This is a genomic window from bacterium (assembly GCA_021372515.1).
Taxonomy (GTDB): Bacteria; Gemmatimonadota; Glassbacteria; order GWA2-58-10; family GWA2-58-10; genus JAJFUG01.
On sequence record JAJFUG010000111.1, the window covers coordinates 26,908 to 46,708 of the forward strand.

At 62.1% G+C, this 19,801-nt stretch carries 14 protein-coding genes; 7 read left to right on the forward strand and 7 right to left on the reverse strand.

Features of this window, described 5'->3' with window-relative positions; genetic code table 11:
* The first annotated feature begins 207 nt into the window (after positions 1-207).
* Positions 208-1,272, forward strand: coding sequence for a Gfo/Idh/MocA family oxidoreductase (locus LLH00_11065; protein MCE5271810.1), 1,065 nt, complete (start codon positions 208-210; stop codon positions 1,270-1,272).
* 107 nt (positions 1,273-1,379) lie between these two features.
* Here the strand turns inward: LLH00_11065 and LLH00_11070 are convergent, their stop codons facing one another.
* The 5 genes from LLH00_11070 to LLH00_11090 form a co-directional block, all read right to left on the reverse strand.
* Positions 1,380-2,771: a hypothetical protein gene (locus LLH00_11070; protein MCE5271811.1), complete on the reverse strand. Its 1,392-nt coding sequence runs from the start codon at positions 2,769-2,771 to the stop codon at positions 1,380-1,382.
* A 104-nt stretch (positions 2,772-2,875) separates the two neighbouring features.
* Positions 2,876-3,544: a hypothetical protein gene (locus LLH00_11075; protein MCE5271812.1), complete on the reverse strand. Its 669-nt coding sequence runs from the start codon at positions 3,542-3,544 to the stop codon at positions 2,876-2,878.
* Between the two features lie 291 nt (positions 3,545-3,835).
* The gene (locus LLH00_11080) at positions 3,836-4,687 is read right to left on the reverse strand and encodes a haloacid dehalogenase-like hydrolase (protein ID MCE5271813.1); all 852 of its coding nucleotides are present in this window, start codon (positions 4,685-4,687) and stop codon (positions 3,836-3,838) included.
* A 504-nt stretch (positions 4,688-5,191) separates the two neighbouring features.
* A complete protein-coding gene (gene ligA / locus LLH00_11085; protein ID MCE5271814.1) occupies positions 5,192-7,228 on the reverse strand; it encodes an NAD-dependent DNA ligase LigA in 2,037 nt (678 codons plus the stop codon).
* A 139-nt stretch (positions 7,229-7,367) separates the two neighbouring features.
* Positions 7,368-8,270 (reverse strand): DUF481 domain-containing protein, encoded by a 903-nt coding sequence (locus LLH00_11090; protein MCE5271815.1) that lies wholly within the window; start codon positions 8,268-8,270, stop codon positions 7,368-7,370.
* Between the two features lie 391 nt (positions 8,271-8,661).
* Here LLH00_11090 and LLH00_11095 point away from each other — a divergent pair, with 391 nt between their 5' ends.
* The 5 genes from LLH00_11095 to LLH00_11115 all read left to right on the forward strand — a co-directional run bounded on the left by LLH00_11095 (position 8,662) and on the right by LLH00_11115 (position 15,110).
* A complete protein-coding gene (locus LLH00_11095; GenBank protein ID MCE5271816.1) occupies positions 8,662-10,125 on the forward strand; it encodes a trypsin-like peptidase domain-containing protein in 1,464 nt (487 codons plus the stop codon).
* A 32-nt stretch (positions 10,126-10,157) separates the two neighbouring features.
* The gene (locus tag LLH00_11100; protein MCE5271817.1) at positions 10,158-11,708 is read left to right on the forward strand and encodes a HAMP domain-containing protein; all 1,551 of its coding nucleotides are present in this window, start codon (positions 10,158-10,160) and stop codon (positions 11,706-11,708) included.
* 11 nt (positions 11,709-11,719) lie between these two features.
* Positions 11,720-13,210 carry a sigma-54 dependent transcriptional regulator gene (locus LLH00_11105; GenBank protein MCE5271818.1) on the forward strand — a complete coding sequence of 497 codons (1,491 nt, stop codon included), beginning with the start codon at positions 11,720-11,722 and terminating at the stop codon, positions 13,208-13,210.
* Between the two features lie 83 nt (positions 13,211-13,293).
* Positions 13,294-13,881 carry an OmpH family outer membrane protein gene (locus LLH00_11110; protein ID MCE5271819.1) on the forward strand — a complete coding sequence of 196 codons (588 nt, stop codon included), beginning with the start codon at positions 13,294-13,296 and terminating at the stop codon, positions 13,879-13,881.
* Between the two features lie 188 nt (positions 13,882-14,069).
* Positions 14,070-15,110: a carbon-nitrogen hydrolase family protein gene (locus LLH00_11115; protein MCE5271820.1), complete on the forward strand. Its 1,041-nt coding sequence runs from the start codon at positions 14,070-14,072 to the stop codon at positions 15,108-15,110.
* A gap of 25 nt (positions 15,111-15,135) precedes the next feature.
* Here the strand turns inward: LLH00_11115 and LLH00_11120 are convergent, their stop codons facing one another.
* Positions 15,136-16,686, reverse strand: coding sequence for a glycosyltransferase family 39 protein (locus LLH00_11120; GenBank protein ID MCE5271821.1), 1,551 nt, complete (start codon positions 16,684-16,686; stop codon positions 15,136-15,138).
* A 244-nt stretch (positions 16,687-16,930) separates the two neighbouring features.
* Here LLH00_11120 and LLH00_11125 point away from each other — a divergent pair, with 244 nt between their 5' ends.
* A complete protein-coding gene (locus LLH00_11125) occupies positions 16,931-18,289 on the forward strand; it encodes a Gfo/Idh/MocA family oxidoreductase (protein MCE5271822.1) in 1,359 nt (452 codons plus the stop codon).
* 121 nt (positions 18,290-18,410) lie between these two features.
* Here LLH00_11125 and LLH00_11130 read toward each other — a convergent pair whose 3' ends face one another.
* Positions 18,411-19,703, reverse strand: a complete 1,293-nt coding sequence (locus tag LLH00_11130; GenBank protein ID MCE5271823.1) for a GNAT family N-acetyltransferase — start codon at positions 19,701-19,703, stop codon at positions 18,411-18,413.
* Between the last annotated feature and the right edge of the window lie 98 nt (positions 19,704-19,801).

A 19,801-nucleotide genomic window follows, 5' to 3' on the forward strand; every position in this document is an offset into this window, starting at 1 on the left:
CCGCGGCCCGCCGGACCGGCCTCGCGCAGTGACGGGCCCCCCGCGGCCGCCTGTCAAGATAATCCTGCGTCGCGCGTCGCTCGGGAGAGGGAATCGGTTCCGGCCTTGACTGGTGAGAATATGTTTTTTATTCTTTTTGCGGAGTACAATCCCCAAATGGTTCTGAATCGAAACCAAACTGTCGGATACAACCGAAAGAGGGAAACGATGAAAACACCCATCCGCGCCGGTATAGTGGGGACCGGTTTCGCCGCGGAACTGCACGCGGACGCCCTGGCGCGCTGCCGTGACGCCGAGCTGGTGATGGCCTGCGGGATCGACGGCCTGGACACGTTCTGCGACAAGTGGGGCGTCGCCAAACGCACCGCTGATTTCAATGCGCTGTGCAACGACCCCGGAGTGGACCTGGTGATAGTCTGCACACCCACTTTCGTGCACAGGCCGGTGGTCGAGGCCGCGGCCGCGGCTGGCAAGCAGATAATCTGCGAGAAACCGCTCGCCACCACACTGGAGGATGCCCGGGCCATGGTGGCCGCGGCCAGGAAAGCCGGCGTGCGACTGATGTACGCCGAGGACTGGTGTTTCGCCCCCATCCTGAAGCGGGTCGAGGAGGTGGTGGCCGAGGGCGCCCTGGGCGAGATCCTCTACGTGAAGGCCAAGGAGACCCACTCGGGCAGCCACAGCCCGTTCGCCAAGCAGATCCGCTACTGCGGCGGCGGGGCGCTGTTCCACATCGGCTGCCACCCGATCAACTGGGTCCGTCACCTGATGGCGCGCGAGGTGGTCGAGGTGGTGGGCAAGACCTCGGGCGGCGGAGCGGGCAACATGCTGCACAAGGACGTGGAGGGCGAGGACTGGGGCGTGGCGATTTTTACGTTCGAGGGCGGCGCGCAGGGCTTTGTCGAGGGCAACTACATCACCCTGGGCGGGATGGATGACACGGTGGAAATCTACGGGACCAAGGGCATGCTCAAGGTGGACCTGACCCTGGGCAGCCCGATCCACGTGTTCAGCCGGGTGGGCTACAAGTACTCGGTGGAGAAAGCCGAAAGCCAGCTCGGCTGGACCCGTCCCGCGGTGGATGAGCTCTGGCAGCTCGGCTATCCGCCCGAGATCGAGTATTTCGTGGGCTGCGTGCGGGATGACACCGAGCCGATGATCGGGGTGCGGGGCGAGGACGGATTGGCCTCGATGGAGGTGGCGTTCGCCGCCTACCAGTCGGTGCGCGAGGGCCGCACGGTGAAAATGAGCGAGTTCCGGGCCGGGAATTGACAGCGGGCATATAGCAAATGAAAAGGGGTGCGGCGAACGCACCCCTTTTTTGTTTGGATTAAGCCAAAATAAGAGAAACGCTCCTGAGGCTTATTTGTCTATAAGATTTATGCGTCTTTAAGTTTATATTGTAGCTTATTATTATTGACAAATATAGATTTTATCTCATCCCCAGAAAAATCAAGCATTTTAAGTAACTGAAGCTGAAATATTGCTTCTAATTTCATATAAAGTGAGTATAATTGAACTCCGCTAGCTGCCTTTGATTTTAGAGAGCTGTCGAAGTGAGTTAGATAGTTTCTCGTATTTACTATATTTCTTATTAAGTTATCTCGTTCTTTGCTTTTGCCAAAATAATCTTTAAATGGCTCAATAATACTTTTTATTCTTCTGCTTAAAGTTGCTTCGTTGCCATGTATAAGTCTTCCAGATAGCCATTGTTGGTGTTCCTCCGGACATGCGCTAATTAACTTTGAAGTTAAATTTTGAAAAACTTCATCATCCATTTCTTTTTCATTGGTTGTTCTTCTGTGGTAGGTTTCAAGGCCTTGGGCCAGCGCTAAAAATTTGCCATCTATATATCTATGAGCATTTGTTGCTACAGAAAAATACAGATTGATTGCTGAGTCAATCTCGTCATAAGCTGCAAGCCAATTATTGAATATTTTTTCTGCGGTGTTTTCTATTTGCAGATATCTAAATAGCATTTGATGCTTATCTATTTGGGGTGAACTTTCCGTATAAGGGAGGCTTGCATAAAAAATTGACACCGACACTGAAAGGGCGTTGCCACTATTTGTTTGTTTTTGAAGTTTATCTGAAGTTGCTGTTATACTCTCTATGCATACTATGTTGTCGATTGCAAAACACAGAAGAGTCGTAATTTTGTAAGCATAGGAGATGAAATCAGTTATGGGGCGCTCTTTTTTTGATACAAGCTTGAAATATGTCTTCTGCGTTATTTTGGCTTCTGTTAATGACGATAGTCCTGGCAAATTCCAAGAAAATGTAATCAATAGTTGCATGTTATTATTTAGGTTTATGATTATCTCTTCTGGCGGAGAAAAATGTATTTGCGCGGTCTTTGCTTTATAGTTTGATAAAACATTGATACCACTAAGTCCTACCCACTCATCAATGCCTTCTACAGAAAACTTGAATGTATTGAACGAGATAGATTCATTATTGTCATATGCTACTCCGAGAAATGCCGTTCGAACGAGAATCAAGGATTTTGAAATGCCTCCGAAGGCAATGTTTTTGTTTTTATAGTCGCAATTGTCTAATGTAACAAGCCCATGTTCTTCTATGTGCCCAACAATTCTAAATGATTCTTTTCTCTCTCTTAAAGCATTTTCAAGACCGTCTTCGAAAAATCCAACTATTTCAAGTTCTATTTTGCCACCATCCAATATGTTAAGAGTACCCGGCACTTTTCTTTCGGGTGTTGACGGCAACCAGAAGTATCCAGTCTTTTTAAATCTATCTCTAACTCTCACAAAAACCTCCAAAATAAATTTCAGAGAACATAAAGAGAATAGAGAAAACTGCGAAACAATAACATAAAGAAATTAAGAAGGCAAAATAATTATCGTTGGTTAGCTTAGAGCCTTTCTTTCAGCCACTCGATGGTTTCGGCCTGACGGTGGTCGTCGATGCCCTTGATCGGCACCTCGACCCCGCGCCTGGCCAGCTCCTGCCGCAGCACCTCGAAGAACACCCCCTCGCCCGGCCCGAACTTGCCCTCCTTGCTCGTGGTCTCCACCCCGCAGGAGGGGCTGCCGTTCTTGCCCAAGATTCCCAGCACCTGTATCCCCTGCCAGCGGTATTCCTGGAGCATGAAAATCACCGGCTCGGTCAGGCGGGCCAGGCGGCGACGGCCCTCGGGTACGGAAAGCGCCTCGCGGATAGTGTCCACCGGCGGCTCATCCCGGTCGCGGCCCAGGCCCAGGACCATCAGCTCCGGGCAGGGGAGCTGCACGATCCCGATTTTCTGTGCCCGCAGCCATTCGGCCAGCTCATCCATCTGGGCCGGGAAATCGGCGCAGTTCTCATGACGGGCGTTCTGGTTGATTGCGCAGTGGGCCAGGAACACCACCTTTTTGCTGCGGCCGTCCTTGTCCCAGTTGCGCTTTACCCGCGGGTGGTCGGCAAACCCGCCATCTTTAGCCGTTTCCTGGGCCTGGACAGAGCCGGCCATGGCGGTCAGGCCAAGGGCCGCCGTGCCCAGGAACGCCTTGCGGCTGAGGGGAGGCTGTTTTTTCTCGGACATGACGGGTCTCCCTTGGAAATGGGTTGGCATTCAACTCTATTTGGAATTTATAGAATGATTTCCGGGCCTGATGCGTTCGTTTTTAGTCTGAGCGCCCGCATGGCCGCAGAAAGTTTGCGGCTGTGTCTGTGGGCTAAACATGCTTCGCCCGATTATTCCATTAAATCCCCCTCAGTCCCCCTTTTTCAAAGGGGGAGGCGCCGGCGGCAACTTTCAGGAGCGGATACCCCCCTTTAGCAAAGGGGGGCCAGGGGGGATTTATCCAATAGCAAGCACCACCCTCGCCACACATCAGTCCCGGTGCGTGCGCCGCCGCAGGGCGATGTCGCTGGCCATGCTGCGGATCGCCATGCGCAGGCTGATCTCCAGGGCCGAGTTTTTCGAGTAGTCCGCCGGGACCAGATTGCTTACCCGGTTGTCCTCGATGAAGCCCCAGGCGCGGCTCCATTTCTCCTCCCGCCCGGGGTCGTACACCCCGATCGCGACGCCCTGTTGCTTGCGGATGAGAGAGAAACAGGGGATATCGGTGTAACCGTCCCCCACGTAGATCATCTGGCTCATCGGGATATGCATCTGTTCGCGGCTGAACCGACGGTTGACCGCAAAGGGCTGGCTGTCGTACTCCGGGCCGACCAGGCCCTTCGATATCTGGAACAGATAGCGGGTCTTGTCGGTGAAGCTGATTATGTTCTTGGGGAAAATGATCTCGCCGCTTTCCGGGTGGCAGTGGAAATCGCAGGCCCAGATACGGGTGAAATGGCGGCTGATCCGGGTGTTGATCAGAATCTCGCGGATGCCGCTCGAGATGAGGTAGAACTCCAGACGTATGTCGGGGTTCTCGGACCGGGCGTAGGCGGCGAGCTTGTCGAAGATGCGGGTGGCGCCCTCGTACATCCGCACGCTCCGTCCGTAGGCGGCCAGGCGGTCGCGGGTGATCCGCCCGAAATCGGGACGTTCCCTGGAGGCCTCGAGCATGGCGTAGAGGTAGGCCGGGATCGGGTCCCAGCCTTTTTCCACCAGCGGGTCGACCCGGGAGTGCCAGAAAGAGGGCGGGTCCTCGCCCCAGGCTTCCAGAAAGCCCCAGGTGCTGTCCGGGGCCAGGGTGTCGTCGAAATCGAACACCACGCCGATCAGGTCCTGCATCCGTGCCACTCCCCTCTCAGACGAATTTTATATAATACCTTGATTTCCCGTATCCGGAATAGGAGTCAGCTTCCGGGCGTCGATCCTGGCAACAGCCCTCACCGCAATCCGAAAGATCAGATGAAGGGGACGGCACGCCATGCCCGGTTACTGGATTAAATCCCCCTCGGCCAAAGCAGCAAAGCCAGCGGGGGCCGCAAACTCGTCCAAACCACAACTCATTTTCTGATTGTGGTGTGCCCGAGGATTTACTTCGCTGCCGCGTTGCAGCGGCGGCGCTGCCGTGAATCGCCGCCGGAGAGTGCGGCAATTCCAACCCTTACCGTTTCACTCTCGATTACACGCTGCCATGGTAGGAGGCTCAGACAGGTGCGGCCCCCAAAGGCTTAAACTGCGGCGGCTTGATAGCCGCAAACGGGTTTACCCTTCCGGAATGCCGGGTGTTGTCGTAGGGGCGAACCTTGTGTTCGCCCGTAAAGCTGCCAAGTGGCTCGCCGCTTCTTATCAGCCCTGTTCCAGCAGGCGGATGAACTGGCCCTCGTCCAGCACCTCCACGTTCAGCTTGCGCGCTTTTTCGAGCTTGGAGCCGGGCTCGGCCCCCAGCACCAGGTAATCCGTTTTGGCGCTGACCGAGCCGCTCACCGCACCGCCCAGGGCCTTGATCCGCGCCTCCGCCTCGCTGCGCGACAGCGAGCCGAGGGTGCCGGTGATGACGAATTTTTTCCCAACCAGGCGCCCGGCGGCCGGGGCTTTCTCGGCCTCGGCCAGGGCGGTGCGGCAGCCGGCCTCGCGCAGACGCTTAAGCTGTCCGCGGTTTTTCTCCTCGGCGAAGAAGGCGCTCAGCGACTCGGCTATCACCGGGCCGATCCCCTCCACCGCGGCCAGCTCCTCGGCCGGGCGGCCCTCCAGCGCCTCCAGCGAACCGAAATGACGGACCAGCAGCTCGGCCACGGTGGCGCCCACGTGACGGATGCCCAGGGCGAAAAGAAGACGCGCCGGGTGACGGTCCTTCGAGGCCTCGATCTCGCGGACCACGTTGGCCGCGCTTTTTTCTCCCATGCGCTCCAGGGCCGCCAGGTTCTCGGGCTTGAGGCTGTAGAGGTCGGCCACCTCGCGCACAAGGCCATTCCCGGTCAGCTGCTCCACCAGGGCCGGCCCCAGGCCCTGGATGTCCAGTGCCTCGCGGCTGCAGAAATGCTCGATCCGCTGGCGAAGCTGGGCCGGGCAGGACAGGTTGGTGCAGCGCCGTACGACCTCGCCCTCGGGCCGCGCAGCCGCCGCGCCGCAGACCGGGCAATGCTCCGGCGCCTGCCAGGGCGCGCTCCCCTCCGGACGGGCCTTGAGGTCCACCGCCACCACCTGGGGAATTATCTCGCCGGCTTTCTCGATCCAGACCCAGTCGCCCACCCGGATGTCCTTGCGCGCCACCTCCTCCTCGTTGTGCAGGCTGGCGTTGGAGACCGTGGTCCCGGCCAGGAACACCGGCTCCAGGCGCGCGGTGGGGGTGAGCGCTCCGGTCCGCCCCACCTGCACGTCGATGGCGACGAGCCGGGTGCGGGCCTGCTCCGGGGCGAACTTGTAGGCCATGGCCCAGCGCGGGTGCTTGGCAGTGAACCCCAGGCCCTCGCGGGCGGCCAGGTCATCCAGCTTGAGCACCACCCCGTCGATGTTGTACTGCAACTCATCCCTGCGTTTGTCCCACTCGCGGCAGTAGTCCAGCACCGCCTCGATCCCCTCGCAGCGACGCCAGTGCGGGTCCACCGGCAGGCCCAGGCTTTTAAGATACTCCAGCACCTGGCTGTGGCGCTCGAAAGGCGGCAGGCCGGGCGTACTTTCGTTTCGCACGAGCTGGTAGAGGAAAACCTTGAGCGGGCGCGCGGCGGTGAGGGCCGGGTCCAGAAGGCGCAGGCTGCCCGCGGCGGCGTTGCGCGGGTTGGCGAACGGCGGCTCGCCGTCCTCCTGGCGCTGGGAGTTGGCCGCCTCCAGGCCAGCGCGGGTCATGTAGACCTCGCCGCGCACCTCGACCAGCTCCGGGACAGAGCCGCCCGCTGGAGCGCGCAGGCTCAGGGGCAGGCTTTTCACCGTGCGCAGGTTGAGTGTCACGTCCTCCCCCACTCGGCCATCCCCGCGCGTGGCACCCTGCACGAAGCGGCCCTTCTCGTAGCGCAGGCTCACCCCCAGGCCGTCCAGCTTCAGCTCGGCCACGTAGACCCGGGGCGTGTCCTCGCCCAGGCCGCGGGCCACCCGCAGGTCGAACTCGCGCAGGTCCTCCTCGCTGTAGGAGTTGTCCAGGCTGAGCATCGGGACGCTGTGGGACACCTGGCTGAATCCCTCGCGCGCCTGGCCGCCCACGCGCCGGGTGGGGCTTTCGGGCACGGCCAGCTCGGGGTGTGCCTCTTCCAGGCGCTCCAGCTCGTGGTAGAGCTGGTCGTATTCGAAATCCGCCACCAGCGGATCATCCAGCACGTAGTAATGGTAGTCGTACAGGCTGAGCTGATGGCGCAGCCAGGCCGCCCGGGACTCGGGGCCGGTGTCATTCATCCTGACCTCCGCTTCTGACAAGCACGCTGGCCGGAAGCCGTTTACTGAGACAGGTCTGCGCGGGCTTCGGGCCGATTTATCTAAGTGAAAGTTGTTCTCAGCCGCGGCGCTTGTCAACAGCACTGTCTGTGGGGAGCGCTCACCAGAGACTGTAGCTGAACGCGGTGTAGAGCATCCAGTCCTGGCGCCTGTAGGCCGGCACATGAACGGGGGGGCGGCTGTTGTACTTGCCCTCCAGGTTCACCTTGAGGCTGAACGCATGGGTCAGCTCATTGCTGAGCGAGAGGTTGAAATTGAGCAGGTAGGATTCGATCTTGTCCACCCGTGGCTGGAAAGTGAGGCTCTGTTCCAGGCGCGAGCGCGAGTTGAACCGCAGCTTGAGTTCCTGGATGGCCAGGTAGTGGCCGCGCGTGGTGCTGGTCCGGCCGCGGAAATATTCGGTGATCGGGTTGGCGCCCAGGTTGAGGTTGAGCTTGACTTTCCTGGCCGTGAGCACCGCGATGCCGGCGCCCAGGCCGGGGGCCACGCGCAGGTCCAGGCCGGCCTCGCGGTTGTGGTCCAGGTCCAGGGTGGAGAAATAGAAAAAGCGCTCGCTGTGCTTGAGTTCGAGTTTCGAACGCAGGGCGGCTTTCTGCGTTTTCTTGCCGCCCTCGCTCGAGGCGTTGGTCGAGGTGGCCTCGGTGTTGAAATGGGTGCGCTCGCCCGCGCGCGCCAGGTTGAGGCTGGTGACCAACGAAGTCTGGCGGCTGTTGCCGCGGTTCAGGGTGTAGCCCAGGCCGAGACCCATCTCCCAGGGTTTTTTCTTGGTTGCGGGGGTGGGCGCAGCCGCAGGTTTGGGCGGGGCCGGGGCCGGCTTGACGGCCAGGGAGTCCAGGGCGCGGGCCAGGGAGTCCGCGGCATGGGAAAGTGAATCGGCGGCGCTGCGCAGGCTGTCCAGGGCGGTGGTTGAGGAGACCTCCTCCACACTGGCCGTGAGCGGGCTTGCCAGGCTCAGACAAAGTGACAGGAGCAGGAATACGGCAGAGTAAAGGACTCGGAACATGGCGCTCTCTCTGGGACGGCCGGCTGGGTGAGGACAGCCGCGGATGGACGATTTACCTGCCCCGGACGGCCGGAAATCCTTATATTGCACGGTCCGGCACGACCGGAAGTCACTCGGCAGCGGGGGGCGGCCTCGGCAAGGAACTCTCTCCACGCGGGAGACAAACTATTTTACGCCCGGGCCGCTGCCGGGTCAACCCTGATTGGAGGTTGATCGATTAACCTCAAATGAGGTATACTTAGGTGCCTTTCCAGCTATCCTGACTCACCTGTGGCCGGACCTGCATGCGTTCATTCGGCGCAGATCACAGCGGGCTGGCTTTTGGCCGTCCGCGAGGGCACAGGTACGGGAATTGCTTTTCAACTGACAACGGTTTCGAATTGAGGCGCGCATGGCGATTCGACGGTTTCCAGGCATCAAACGCTCCGCCGGGGCGCTGTTTCTGTCTGTCGGGCTGGTCCTTTGCCTTCTGTCGGCAAAGGCCGGGGCGGCCGCGGTGGCAGCGGGCCGCCAGAGCGAGACGGAGCAGACCGCCGACCGTCTTAACCGCACTTTCATGCAGGTGGGCGAGTCGGTGACCCCGACCGTGGTTAGCATCATTTCGAGCCACCACACCGAGGCCCGCGCAAGCACCCGCCGCGGCGAGGCCGAAAGCCTGGGCAGCGGAGTGATAGTCTCGGCCGCGGGCTACGTGCTGACTAACAACCACGTGATCGAGGGGGCCGAGAAAATCCGGGTGCTGGTCTCCAGCGGACGCACCTACGAGGCCGAGGTGGTGGGCGCCGACTACACCACCGACCTGGCGGTGCTGAGGCTGCTTAAGCTGGAGCCCGGCGCGCACCTGCCGGTGATCCGTTTCGGCGACAGCGATTCGTGCAAGATCGGGGCCTGGGTCCTGGCGATCGGCAACCCGATGGAGCTGGGCATCTCGGTGACCGCTGGGATCGTGAGCGCCAAAAGCCGCCGGATCGATATCCTGAGCGACAACCCGCAGAACGTGCAGGGCAACGTGGACCAGTCGATAGAAAGTTTCATCCAGACCGACGCCGTGATAAACCCGGGCAACTCGGGCGGCGCGCTGGTCAACCTCAAGGGCGAGCTGGTCGGGATCAACACCGCTATAGCCAGCAGCACGGGCGTTTATCAGGGCTACGGTTTCGCCATCCCGGTCAACCTGGCCCGGCGGGTGATGGAGGACCTGATCGCCCTGGGGCGCGTGGTGCGCCCTGTTCTGGGGGTGCTGATCCAGACCGTGAACCCGACCCAGGCGCGCGCCCTGGGTCTGCCCAGCCCGCAGGGAGTGCTGATCGAGGATTTCACGCCGCGCGCCGGTTCGCCGGCTGAGACCGCGGGCCTTCAGCGGGCGGATGTGGTGCTGGCGGTGGACGGGCGCGAGGTGGGCGCCAGCCACCAGCTCCAGGAGGCCATCGCCAAGCACCGTCCCGGCGAGACCGTGCGCGTGAAAGTGTTCCGCGAGGGACGCGAGCTGGAGTACAGTGTCAAGCTGGGCCGCAAGGAGATCGCCTCGGTCCGGACCGAGCCGGCCGATTCGATCCCCGAGCCGCCGCGCAACAGCAGTCTGGGGCTTCAGCTCCGGGGCATCACGGCGCGGGATGTTCGCGAGCTTGACCTGGAGAACCGCAGCGGGGTCCTGGTGGAGCAGGTGTCCGACGGCGGTGTGGCTTTGCGCGCCGGGCTCAACGCCGGGGACGTGATCCTGAGGATCAACCGCAAGCCGGTGAACAGCCTGTCCGAGGCCCAGGGCCTGCTGGACGGTCTGCCCTCGGGCAGCGCGGCGCTGATCATGGTGTTTCGCGGCGGGACCACGCACTTCGTGGGCCTGGAGATGCCTTAAAAGGGGAAGCAAAGAGTGAAAGTGAAATTGAGATGACCACCCGAAGCGTGAAATTCGGCGTGCGCTCGCGCCTGGTGCTTCTGATCACGGCCCTGCTGGCCGGGACCAGCGCCACCCAATTCTACCTGAACTGGCGTCAGCAGCAGGAGGTGCTGGCCCGTCTGGTGCGTCTCAACCACGAGATCAACCAGACCGTGCGCGACATCGACCGCCAGATCCAGCAGCGCGCCAGCCGTCTGTCCGCCCCCATGCGCGCCTCCGATTCACTCCCGGAGGAGGCCGCCCCCGGCTCGGTCGAGCAGGCGGCGGTCCGACGGGAACTGGAGAGCTTCATCCAGTTCGTGAACAGCAATTTCAGCCGCATGCTCAGCGGGCAGGACCTGGAGCGGGCCATGCTCGAGCATGTGGCCCGCCTGCGCCGTCTGGCCGATTCGGAACAGCCCGCCCCCGAGGGCTGGTCCTTTTTCTCGGTCACTCTCTCGGTGATGGATGAGATGAGCCGCAAAAGCCCGCGCTGGCACTACGAGATCAGCTCCAATCCGGCGGTCCAGACCCCGGACAACATCCTGCAGGTCAGCATCCCGGTGATCGAGGAGGGCCAGGTCCGGTTCGTGCACATGCAGTATGAAATCTCGGATTTCCTTGAGCAGTTCCACCACTTCCAGGTGACCAGCCTGCTGGTGACCCTCTCGGTGTTGGGCGTGGGTCTTACCATAGCCATACTGTTCGCCGGCTATTTCACCCGCCCGATCCGCCGTCTGAGCGACAGCTTCAACCGCGTGGAGCAGGGCGACCTGGACTGCCGGATCGAGGTGGGGCGGCGCGATGAGATCGGCCAACTGGTGGACGGGTTCAACCGGATGGTGGAGCGGCTCAAGCAGAACAAGGACCTTGAAAAAACCGTTTTCCGCCAGGAGCGCCTGAGTTCCCTGGGTGAGCTGGCCGCAGGGATCGCCCACGAGATCAAGAACCCGCTCAACGCCATCCGCCTGACATTGCAGCACATGGGCGACAAGCTCAAGCTGGAGTCGGAGGGCGACCGCGCCCTCTGGGAGCGCTACAGCCCCAACATCCAGCGCGAGGTGACCCGTCTGACCAAGATCGTGGACACGTTCCTCAATTTCTCGCGCATGAACGAGCTGGAGCGCTCGCCGGTCGACCTCAACGCCCTGGTGGAGGAGGTGCTGACCCTGCTGGCGCGGGATGCCGCCGGCCGCGGGGTGCGCGTGGAGACCGATTATGCGGGACGCACCCTGGTCAAGAACGTGGACCCGGAAAAGATCAAGACCGTGCTGCTCAACCTGGTGATCAACGCGATCCAGGCCATGCCCTCGGGCGGGCGGCTCACGGTGCGCACCGTGGGCGGCCCCGGCGCCCCGGCGCGGATCAGCGTGGCCGACACCGGCTGCGGGATCGCCCCGGAGAACCTGGAGCGCATTTTCGACCTGTTCTACTCCTCCAAGGAGAACGGGTCGGGCCTGGGCCTGCCCATTGTCAACAACATCGTGCGCGACCATGGCGGCGAGATAAAGGTGAAGAGCAGCCTGGGCACGGGCAGCGAGTTCACGGTAACCCTACCCTGAGGTGAGCCGGAATGAATGTCAGAATCAACAAAGCCGCGGTGCGGTTGCTGATCGTAGAGGACGATTTCAGCCAGCGCGACATCCTGGCCCAGATCCTGAGCGACGAGGGCTACAGCGTGGAGCAGGCCGCCGGGGGCGAGGAGGCCGTGGGCAGGCTGGGCAAGGAGAAATTCCAGGTGGTGATAACCGACCTTAAGATGCCGGGCAAGGACGGGCTGGATGTGTTGCGCGCGGCGGTGGAGGCGGACGAGTCCACGCTTGTGGTGCTGATGACCGCCTACGGCACGGTGGAGACCGCGGTCACGGCGATGAAAGCCGGGGCCACCGACTACCTGACCAAACCGTTGAATAAAGATGAACTTTTAATCGTCCTTGAGAAAGCCCTGAAGAACAGTCACCTGGCCCAGGAAAATATCAACCTGCACCGCGAGCTGGAGAGCCGCTACCGTTTCGACCGCATCATCGGGGCCTCGCCGGCGATGAACGAGGTCTACCGGCTGATCGGCAAGGTGCTGGACAACAACTCCACCGTCCTGGTGAGCGGCGAGAGCGGCACCGGCAAGGAGCTGGTGGCCCGGGCGATCCACTACAACGGCGCGCGGCGCGGTGGGCCGTTCGTGGCGGTAAACTGCGGCGCTATCCCCGAGAACCTGATCGAAAGCGAGCTGTTCGGCCACGAGAAAGGCTCGTTCTCCGGGGCCACTGGAAGGAGGATCGGCAAGTTCGAGGCGGCCGACGGCGGCACTCTGTTCCTGGACGAGATTTCCACCCTGCAGTACGACCTGCAGGCCAAGTTCCTGCGGGTGCTGCAGGAGCGCGAGTTCGCGCGCGTGGGTGGCGACCAGACCCTCAAGGTGGACGTGCGCATAATCACCGCCACCAACCAGGACCTGCGCCAGCTCGCCGCAGAGGGGCGGTTCCGCCCCGACCTGTTCCACCGGCTGAACGTTGTAAACATCAACCTTCCCCCCCTGCGCGCGCGCCGGGGCGATATCCCGCTGCTGGTGCGCTCGTTCCTGGACAAGTACGCCCGTCAGTACGAGCGCAAGGGCCTCTCGGTCAGCCTGGAGGCGGTCGAGGGGCTGGCTGGCTACGACTGGCCCGGCAACGTGCGCGAGCTGGAGAACCTGATCGAGCAACTGGTGGTGCTGGCCGATGAGCCGCGGATCGGCGCCGAGCACCTGCCCGGCTACATTTTCGAAAGCGGAGAGGGCGCCGACGGGGCGCTGGCGGAGGCCCCGGCTGTCTCTTCCTTCCTGGCCGCGGAACCTGATTCGCGTCCCGCCGCGCGTGGGAACACCGCCCGCGAGGACAGTTCCGGGTTCCGTCTGCCTGCCGGCGGGGTCAAGATGGAGGAAGTGGAAAAAAGCTTCCTTCTTCAGGCCCTGGAGCAGTCCGGCGGCCGCCTGGTGGGCGCGGCGCGCCTGCTGGGGATAAGCTACAAAACCCTGCAATACAGGATCAAGAAGTTCGAAATCGACGTGGAAGGGATGAAGCCTTGATACGGAACGCAATGTTCTTTAAGTTTGCAGGCTGATATTTCACCCTTTCCGATTCCGGTCATAGCTCTTAAGGAGGTATTGCCTTGCGTGTTCTTATTCTGGCTCTGGCGGCGGTTTTGTCTTTCATCACGGTGTCTTCGGCGCAGACGGTAAAAATAGGGTATGTAAAAGTGGATGTGCTGCTGCATGAATTTTCCGATTTCAACAATGCCCAGGTGACTTTACAGACCGAGGCGCAGAAATGGCAGGCCGAGCTGGAAAAATACCAGAAGGATCTTAACACCCTGCAGGAGAATTACCGTCAGAAAGCCTCGCTCGTAAGCCCGGAGAAACAGCGTGAGATGCAGGCCGAAATGATGCAGAAAAACCAGGAAGCCCAGAAGTACCAGCAGGATATTTTCGGGCCGGACGGCGTGGCGGAAAAGCGCAAGAACTCGTTGATGCAGCCGATCAACGACAAGGTCAACCGGGCGATAGAGGCCGTGGGCGCGCGCGACAAGTACACCATCCTCCTGAACGCCGAAAGCCTTCTGTACGCCGCGGATGGGATTGACGCCACGGATGACGTGCTGAAAGTGCTGCAGTCCGGGGCCGCCGCTCCCGCCGCCGGCGCCGCCAAGAGCGCGACCACCAAGACCGGCGCCCCCGCCGGGGCCGGGCCCCGCCGCTGAGCGGAACCCCGCCGCAGTATAATTGCCATACCGACAAGGGGAGGAAAACCGAATCCGGTTTCCTCCCCTTTTTGCTGGGCGCCGCTCTGCCCCGGAAACCGCAATGTCCTTCCGGCCAGGGTCCGGCCGGATTATATTCCGCCAGGGATATGAGGTTACGAACCATGATTTCTTGAGAGGAGGCTTGTATGCAGGAGATCAACCGGAGAGGGTTTGTCAGGCAGGCGGCCGCGGGCGTGGGTGGCACTTTCGCCGCGGCGGCCCTGGGCGCGGCCCCGGCGCAGGGTGGCGCCCCGGCGGAAACGGAACGCCTGCCGCGGGAGGTGTGGGTGGCCTCGATCAGCCAGAACGGGCTGAGCGCCGACACTCCGGAACAGATGGTCGAGTTGCTGCTGGCCCGCATGGAGCTGGCCGCCGCCCAGCGGCCGGACATTATCTGCCTGCCCGAGGTGGGGCCGTTCGTGAACCTTACCGGCGACAGCCGCACCCCGGTGAAAGAGGCGGCCGGGAAATACTGCGCCGCGTTCACCGCCCGCCTGGCCGGGTTCGCCCGCAGCCACAACTGCTATGTCTGGGCCCCGCTCTACACGCAGGAGGGCGGGCGCTGCTACAACGCCCTGGTGCTGATCGACCGGCGGGGCCAGGTGCAGGGTGAGTACCGCAAGATGCACCCCACCCTGGGCGAGATGGAGGACGGGGTCAGCCCGGGGCCGCTGGAGCCGACCGTGTTCGACACCGATTTCGGCCGGATCGGGGCGCAGATCTGTTTCGACATCGAATGGAAGGACGGCTGGGAGAAACTGGGGAAGGCCGGGGCCGAGATCGTGTTCTGGTCCTCGGCTTTCGGCGGCGGGCGCAAGCTGAACCTGCTGGCCAACCTGTTCCGCTATAATGTCGTCTCCAGCACCCGCAAGGGGGTGAGCCAGGTGGTCGATATCACCGGCCAGAGCGTGGCCTGGACCGGCCTGTGGGAGCCGAGCCTCTGCACGGCGCTCAACCTGGAGAAAGCCTATGTCCACACCTGGCCGTTCTCCGAGAATTTCGACAAGGTCCGGGCCAAGTACGGCCGCGCGGTGCGCCTGACCACGTTCATGGAGGAGGAGTGGTCGATAGTCGAGAGCCTCTCGCCCGAGGTGAAAGTGGCGGATGTGCTGCGCGAGTTCGGGATCAAGAGCTACGACCAGTTGATACAGGAGTCGACCGCGGAGCAGGACCGGAAACGCGGCTGAGCGTGGAGTGAAAGCTCCCGGAGAGCTAATCGTAGTGCTTGATCCCCGGCCAGACCTCGCGCAGGGAAAGCCTGGGGCTGCGGCAGAGATAGAGGTTCTGGTTACGGTAGGGCATGCCCCAGCGGCTCTCGCAGCGTCCCACGAGGAGCACCTGGCGGTAGAGCTTTTCCAGGTGCTCCGGGCTGTTGTCCAGGGCCAGGAGGACATTGCCCGTGCACCGGGGCGGAAGGCCCCAGAGGAAATAATTGTTGTGGCCGCTCACCGCGGGGGGAAGCCCCTGGCGGCGGCCCAGGAAATCCACCGCCCCGGCGATCCCGTAGTCGGGGCAGCCGATCAGGCAGTCGGCCTTGTCGCTTTCGGTCAGGTTTTCGTAGGCCCGGGCGATACAGTCCACCCGCTCCTGCCAGCCGTGCATGTCGGCGAAGAACTGCGGCAGGGCCCCGAGCGACTTGTTTTCGCTGGTTTCCGGCTTGATCCCCAGGACGCCGGCATAGCTCAGATAAGCCTCGACCGGCAGAATCGGCATGGCAAGCGGGGCCAGGGCCAACCCGCTCAGGGCCACAGCCGTGAAAGCCAGCCCGGTCAACCAGCGGCGCGTTCCGGCGAGGCCCTCGAACCAGATCGCCCCGGCGGCGGCGAGCACCGCATAGGCCGGGGCGATGTAATCCGGGCGCGATTTGCCCTCCCAGGCCAGCAGGCCGAACACCGCCAGGAAGATTATCCCCAGTGGCGAGTACCGCCGCCCCCGACGGCTGACCAGCAGACTGAAAAGCCCGCCCAGCCACAGCGGCGGAAGCAGCGGGTTCATGGCCAGCACCTGCTGGGAGACAAACTCTGTCAGGCTGACTGCTTTCATCTTGTAGTGTGTGGCGTTGTGCATGAACTCCAGGGTTGGCCAGTCGTGCGCCGCCTGCCAGAGCAGGTGCGGCAGAAAGATGAGCAGAGCGATGCCGGCGCAGAGCCAGGGGCCGGGGCGCAACAGCCAGCGGCGCTGGCCGGTGAGAAGAAGAGCCGCGGCCAGTCCGCCCCCGAACCAGAGCAGGCTGACCTTGTTCAGCAGCCCCACACCCAGCAGGACCCCCAGCCACAGCCACCAACGACCTTCCCCGCTGTTGATTATCCGCGCCGTGAGAATGAAAGCCCCGCTCCAGAACAGGGGACGGAAAGCGTTCATGGAATAGATGCTATCGATGGAGAGCAGCACCGGAGCGGCCAAGGTGGCGAGAGCGGCGAGGGCCTGGGCCTTGCGGCCGCCGCCCAGCTCGCGGGCCAGCACTCCGGCCAGCAGCACGGTCGCCCCGCCGGCCAGCGCGGGCAGCAGACGCAGTGCGAAGATCGAGTCCCCGAACAGCGCGCGCGAGATGGACAGAAGGAACGGAGCCAGGGGCGGGTGGTCGACATAGCCCCAGGCCAGGCGCTCGGCGCAGGCCAGGTAGTAGAACTCGTCGCAGAAATACTCGTAGTGCAGCCAGGCGTTCGACGCAAGGTGAAGGGCCAGCTTGGCCCCGGCCAGGGCCAGCAGCAGGCCGACGGCCAGACGCGGCCGGGGTGCGGTTTGTTCGAACAGAGGGTCCATCTGTGGCTCAGGGCTGAATGGTAAAGTAAGCAGGACTTGGAGATCACGACTCTTAAGACAAGCGAAGGGGCCGGATCGGTTCAAAAATAAATGAAAATTCCCTTTCCCGCATTTAATCAGCTTGCCCCTTCCTCCTTACCGGGCTATTTTTCCTCCATGCCGCCATTAGTTCCCCGCGGCGGACGAATACGAATGAAAAAGCGTGTCCCCCATTATGCCGAGCCATACGCAAAGGAGAACCCCGATGTCCGATCCGACCAAGAGCATGGACCGCCGCTCGTTCCTGGCCGCCACGGCCAACGCCGCCATAATCGCACCGCTGGCCATGGGCCGCGGACCGTTCAAGTTCCCGGTGGAGGCGACGAAGAAACGCTACTGCCTGGTGGGCACCGGCGGCCGCGGCCACTCGATGTGGGGCCGCCGTCTGGTGGACAAGTACTCCGACATGGTCGAGTTCGTGGGCCTGTGCGACCGCAACCCCGGCCGCGCGGCCTACGCGAAAAAGTTCATGGGCCTGAGCTGCCCGACCTACACCGACCTGGAATTCGACAAGATGATCGCCGAGACCAGGCCGGACGTGGTGATTGTCACCACCACCGACTGTTTCCACGCCAAATACATCTGCCGGGCCATGGAGCTGGGCTGCGACGTGATCACCGAAAAGCCCATGGCCACGGATGAGGCCATGACCCAGCAGATCATGGACACCGAAAAGCGCACCGGCCGCAAGATACGGGTCACGTTCAACTACCGCTACAACCCCGAGGCCGAGAAAATCTACGAAATCCTGCGCTCGGGCGAACTGGGCCAGGTCACCTCGGTCGATTTCAACTACTTCCTCGACACCAGCCACGGGGCGAGCTATTTCCGCCGCTGGCACGGGTTCAAGCAATACAACGGCTCGCTCTGGGTGCACAAGGCCACCCACCATTTCGACCTTCTCAACTGGTGGCTGGCCGCCGAGCCGCGCTGGGTCAGCGCCCAGGGTGAGCTGCGCCGCTACGGCTGGAACGGGACGTTCCGGGGCGAAAAGTGCCGCGGCTGCGAGTACAAGGCCAAGTGCGAGTTCTTCTACGACATCACGAAAGACGAAGAGGCCATGCGCCTGTACGTGGACAACGAGAAGTACGACGGGTATTCGACGGACGCCTGCCTGTACCGCAACGATATAAACATCTGGGACACCATGACCGCCAATATCCGCTACCACAACGATGTCATCCTCACCTACTCGCTCAACTGTTTCATGCCCTACGAGGGCTACCGGGTGGGGTTCAACTGCAAGAACGGCCGTCTGGACGTGCAGGTCTACCATGCCCAGCCCTGGGAGCAGAAAGCCCTGGCCGAGTTCCGGGTCACCCCGCTGTTCGCCAAGAGCCGCACTTTCGAGCTGAGCGAGAGCCAGGAGCACACGGGAGCGGATGCCGGCCACTGGGGCTCGGATGACAAGCTGCAGAACATGATTTTCCGCGGCGCCCCCGACCCGCTGGAGCAGACCGCCGGCAGCCGCGCCGGGGCCCTGAGCTGCCTGACCGGGATCATGGCCCGCCGCTCCATCGAGTGGAACCGTCCGGTGGAGATTTCCGAGCTGGTGAAAATCTGACCGGGAGCCAAATAACGCGGCGCCTGGCGGACCGGTCGCCGCGGATCAGGTGTATAATGACAAAAAGGGTGCGGCTGGTCTCTGCCGCACCCTTTCGTTTCCTCAATCCTCCGGAAAGGTCTCAGCCTTTCTCCGGCCCGGTGATCGCCCAGTAATATTTCTGCAGCTCGCGGGCCTCGTACTCCATGAACCCCACGCTCTCGGTGTAGTTGGCGATGCTGCCGTGCATGGTCTCGGCGAAATCGGCCACTCTGGGATTGGAGCGCTCCAGCTTCTCCACCTTGATGAACTGCTCGATCAGGGCCTCGGCCTTGCGCTCATCCACCACCTGGTACATGCGGGTGAAATCACGCACCGGGTAAATCTCCTTGATCAGGGCGTGGCCGGAGGGCTTTTTCACCTGGTCGAACACGCTCTTGTCGTAGACGCCGGGGTCGGCGAAACGGGCCTCCGGGGTGTCGATGAAGCACTCGGCCACGCCCTTGCTGTCAAGGCTCTGCGAGACACAGGCCAGTAGCTGGCGGGCGATGTTTTCGTTCTCCGCGGTGAACGGCCCCACGCTGTAGCGGATCCGTCCCGGCCGGGCGAACACGAACCCCTCGACCTCGCCGTTGTCGTTCAGCCACTGGTAAGCCTCGCCCTCGCTGTCGCGGTGCAGGCCGCGGATCACGTTCTCGCGCTCCAGGAAACGGGCGGTGTCGTATTTGATAAGCATCGGCAGGTCCTTCTCCTCCACGCGCGAGATACGGGCCCGGTCCCAGGCCGCGCCGCGGAACTCGGCCGGGCGGTACCAGCTGCGCCAGATACGGTAGCTGTCCACGTAGCCCACCGCGCCGTAGACAGTGTTGCCCATCGGGGTGGCATCCAGGCCGTTGAGGATTTTACCTTCCTTGATCGCGTAGCGCACGCAGTGCTGCATCATGGCGTTGGCGATTCCCTGGCGGCGCACCTCCGGGTGGACCAGGATCATCCCGATCCAGGTATGGCGCTTGCCCAGGGGAGCGACCGAGGAGGTGCCCACCGGGATGTCATAGCCCGCGCCGCGGAACGAGGCCACGAAATTGCCCTGCGGGCAGAAACCCACGATACGGGTCAGGTCGGTCTCCACCTGGTTCCAGCCCACGCGCATGGTGAGCAGCATCATGCTGTCCAGGTTGTCGCCGATCTGTTCCAGGCTGAAGAAATCCTGGTTCACGGCCTTGCCCTCGGGCAGGGTGATCTTGAGGCTTTCCGGCACGCGCACGCTCCACTTGGGGCCGCCGCGGAAAATCAGCTCCACCCGGCGCTCGGCGGTGAAACGGTCGGCGCGGGGGTTGTCGATGCGGAAGCAGCCGTAGAGGCGGTCAACGTAGGGGTCTTTGCCAAGTTCGATCAGTTCATTCTCACGCGGGTCGCATTTCTGGATCAGTTTCAATTACCAGGCTCCTTGTTCTTCAGTCGACTTGGGTTTCGCCTGCACTGACACAACGGAATAAAGAAAATGCAGGGGCACGGCGCACCATGCCCCTGATC

Bases quoted from the DNA above. Each gene is read 5' to 3' on its own strand.
- LLH00_11080 (MCE5271813.1), bottom strand. From the start codon at position 4,687: ATGCAGGACCTGATCGGCGTGGTGTTCGATTTCGACGACACCCTGGCC.
- LLH00_11065 (MCE5271810.1), top strand. From the start codon at position 208: ATGAAAACACCCATCCGCGCCGGTATAGTGGGGACCGGTTTCGCCGCG.
- LLH00_11105 (MCE5271818.1), top strand. From the start codon at position 11,720: ATGAATGTCAGAATCAACAAAGCCGCGGTGCGGTTGCTGATCGTAGAG.
- LLH00_11095 (MCE5271816.1), top strand. From the start codon at position 8,662: ATGGCGATTCGACGGTTTCCAGGCATCAAACGCTCCGCCGGGGCGCTG.
- LLH00_11120 (MCE5271821.1), bottom strand. From the start codon at position 16,686: ATGGACCCTCTGTTCGAACAAACCGCACCCCGGCCGCGTCTGGCCGTC.
- ligA (MCE5271814.1), bottom strand. From the start codon at position 7,228: ATGAATGACACCGGCCCCGAGTCCCGGGCGGCCTGGCTGCGCCATCAG.
- LLH00_11115 (MCE5271820.1), top strand. From the start codon at position 14,070: ATGCAGGAGATCAACCGGAGAGGGTTTGTCAGGCAGGCGGCCGCGGGC.
- LLH00_11100 (MCE5271817.1), top strand. From the start codon at position 10,158: ATGACCACCCGAAGCGTGAAATTCGGCGTGCGCTCGCGCCTGGTGCTT.
- LLH00_11125 (MCE5271822.1), top strand. From the start codon at position 16,931: ATGTCCGATCCGACCAAGAGCATGGACCGCCGCTCGTTCCTGGCCGCC.
- LLH00_11075 (MCE5271812.1), bottom strand. From the start codon at position 3,544: ATGTCCGAGAAAAAACAGCCTCCCCTCAGCCGCAAGGCGTTCCTGGGC.
- LLH00_11090 (MCE5271815.1), bottom strand. From the start codon at position 8,270: ATGTTCCGAGTCCTTTACTCTGCCGTATTCCTGCTCCTGTCACTTTGT.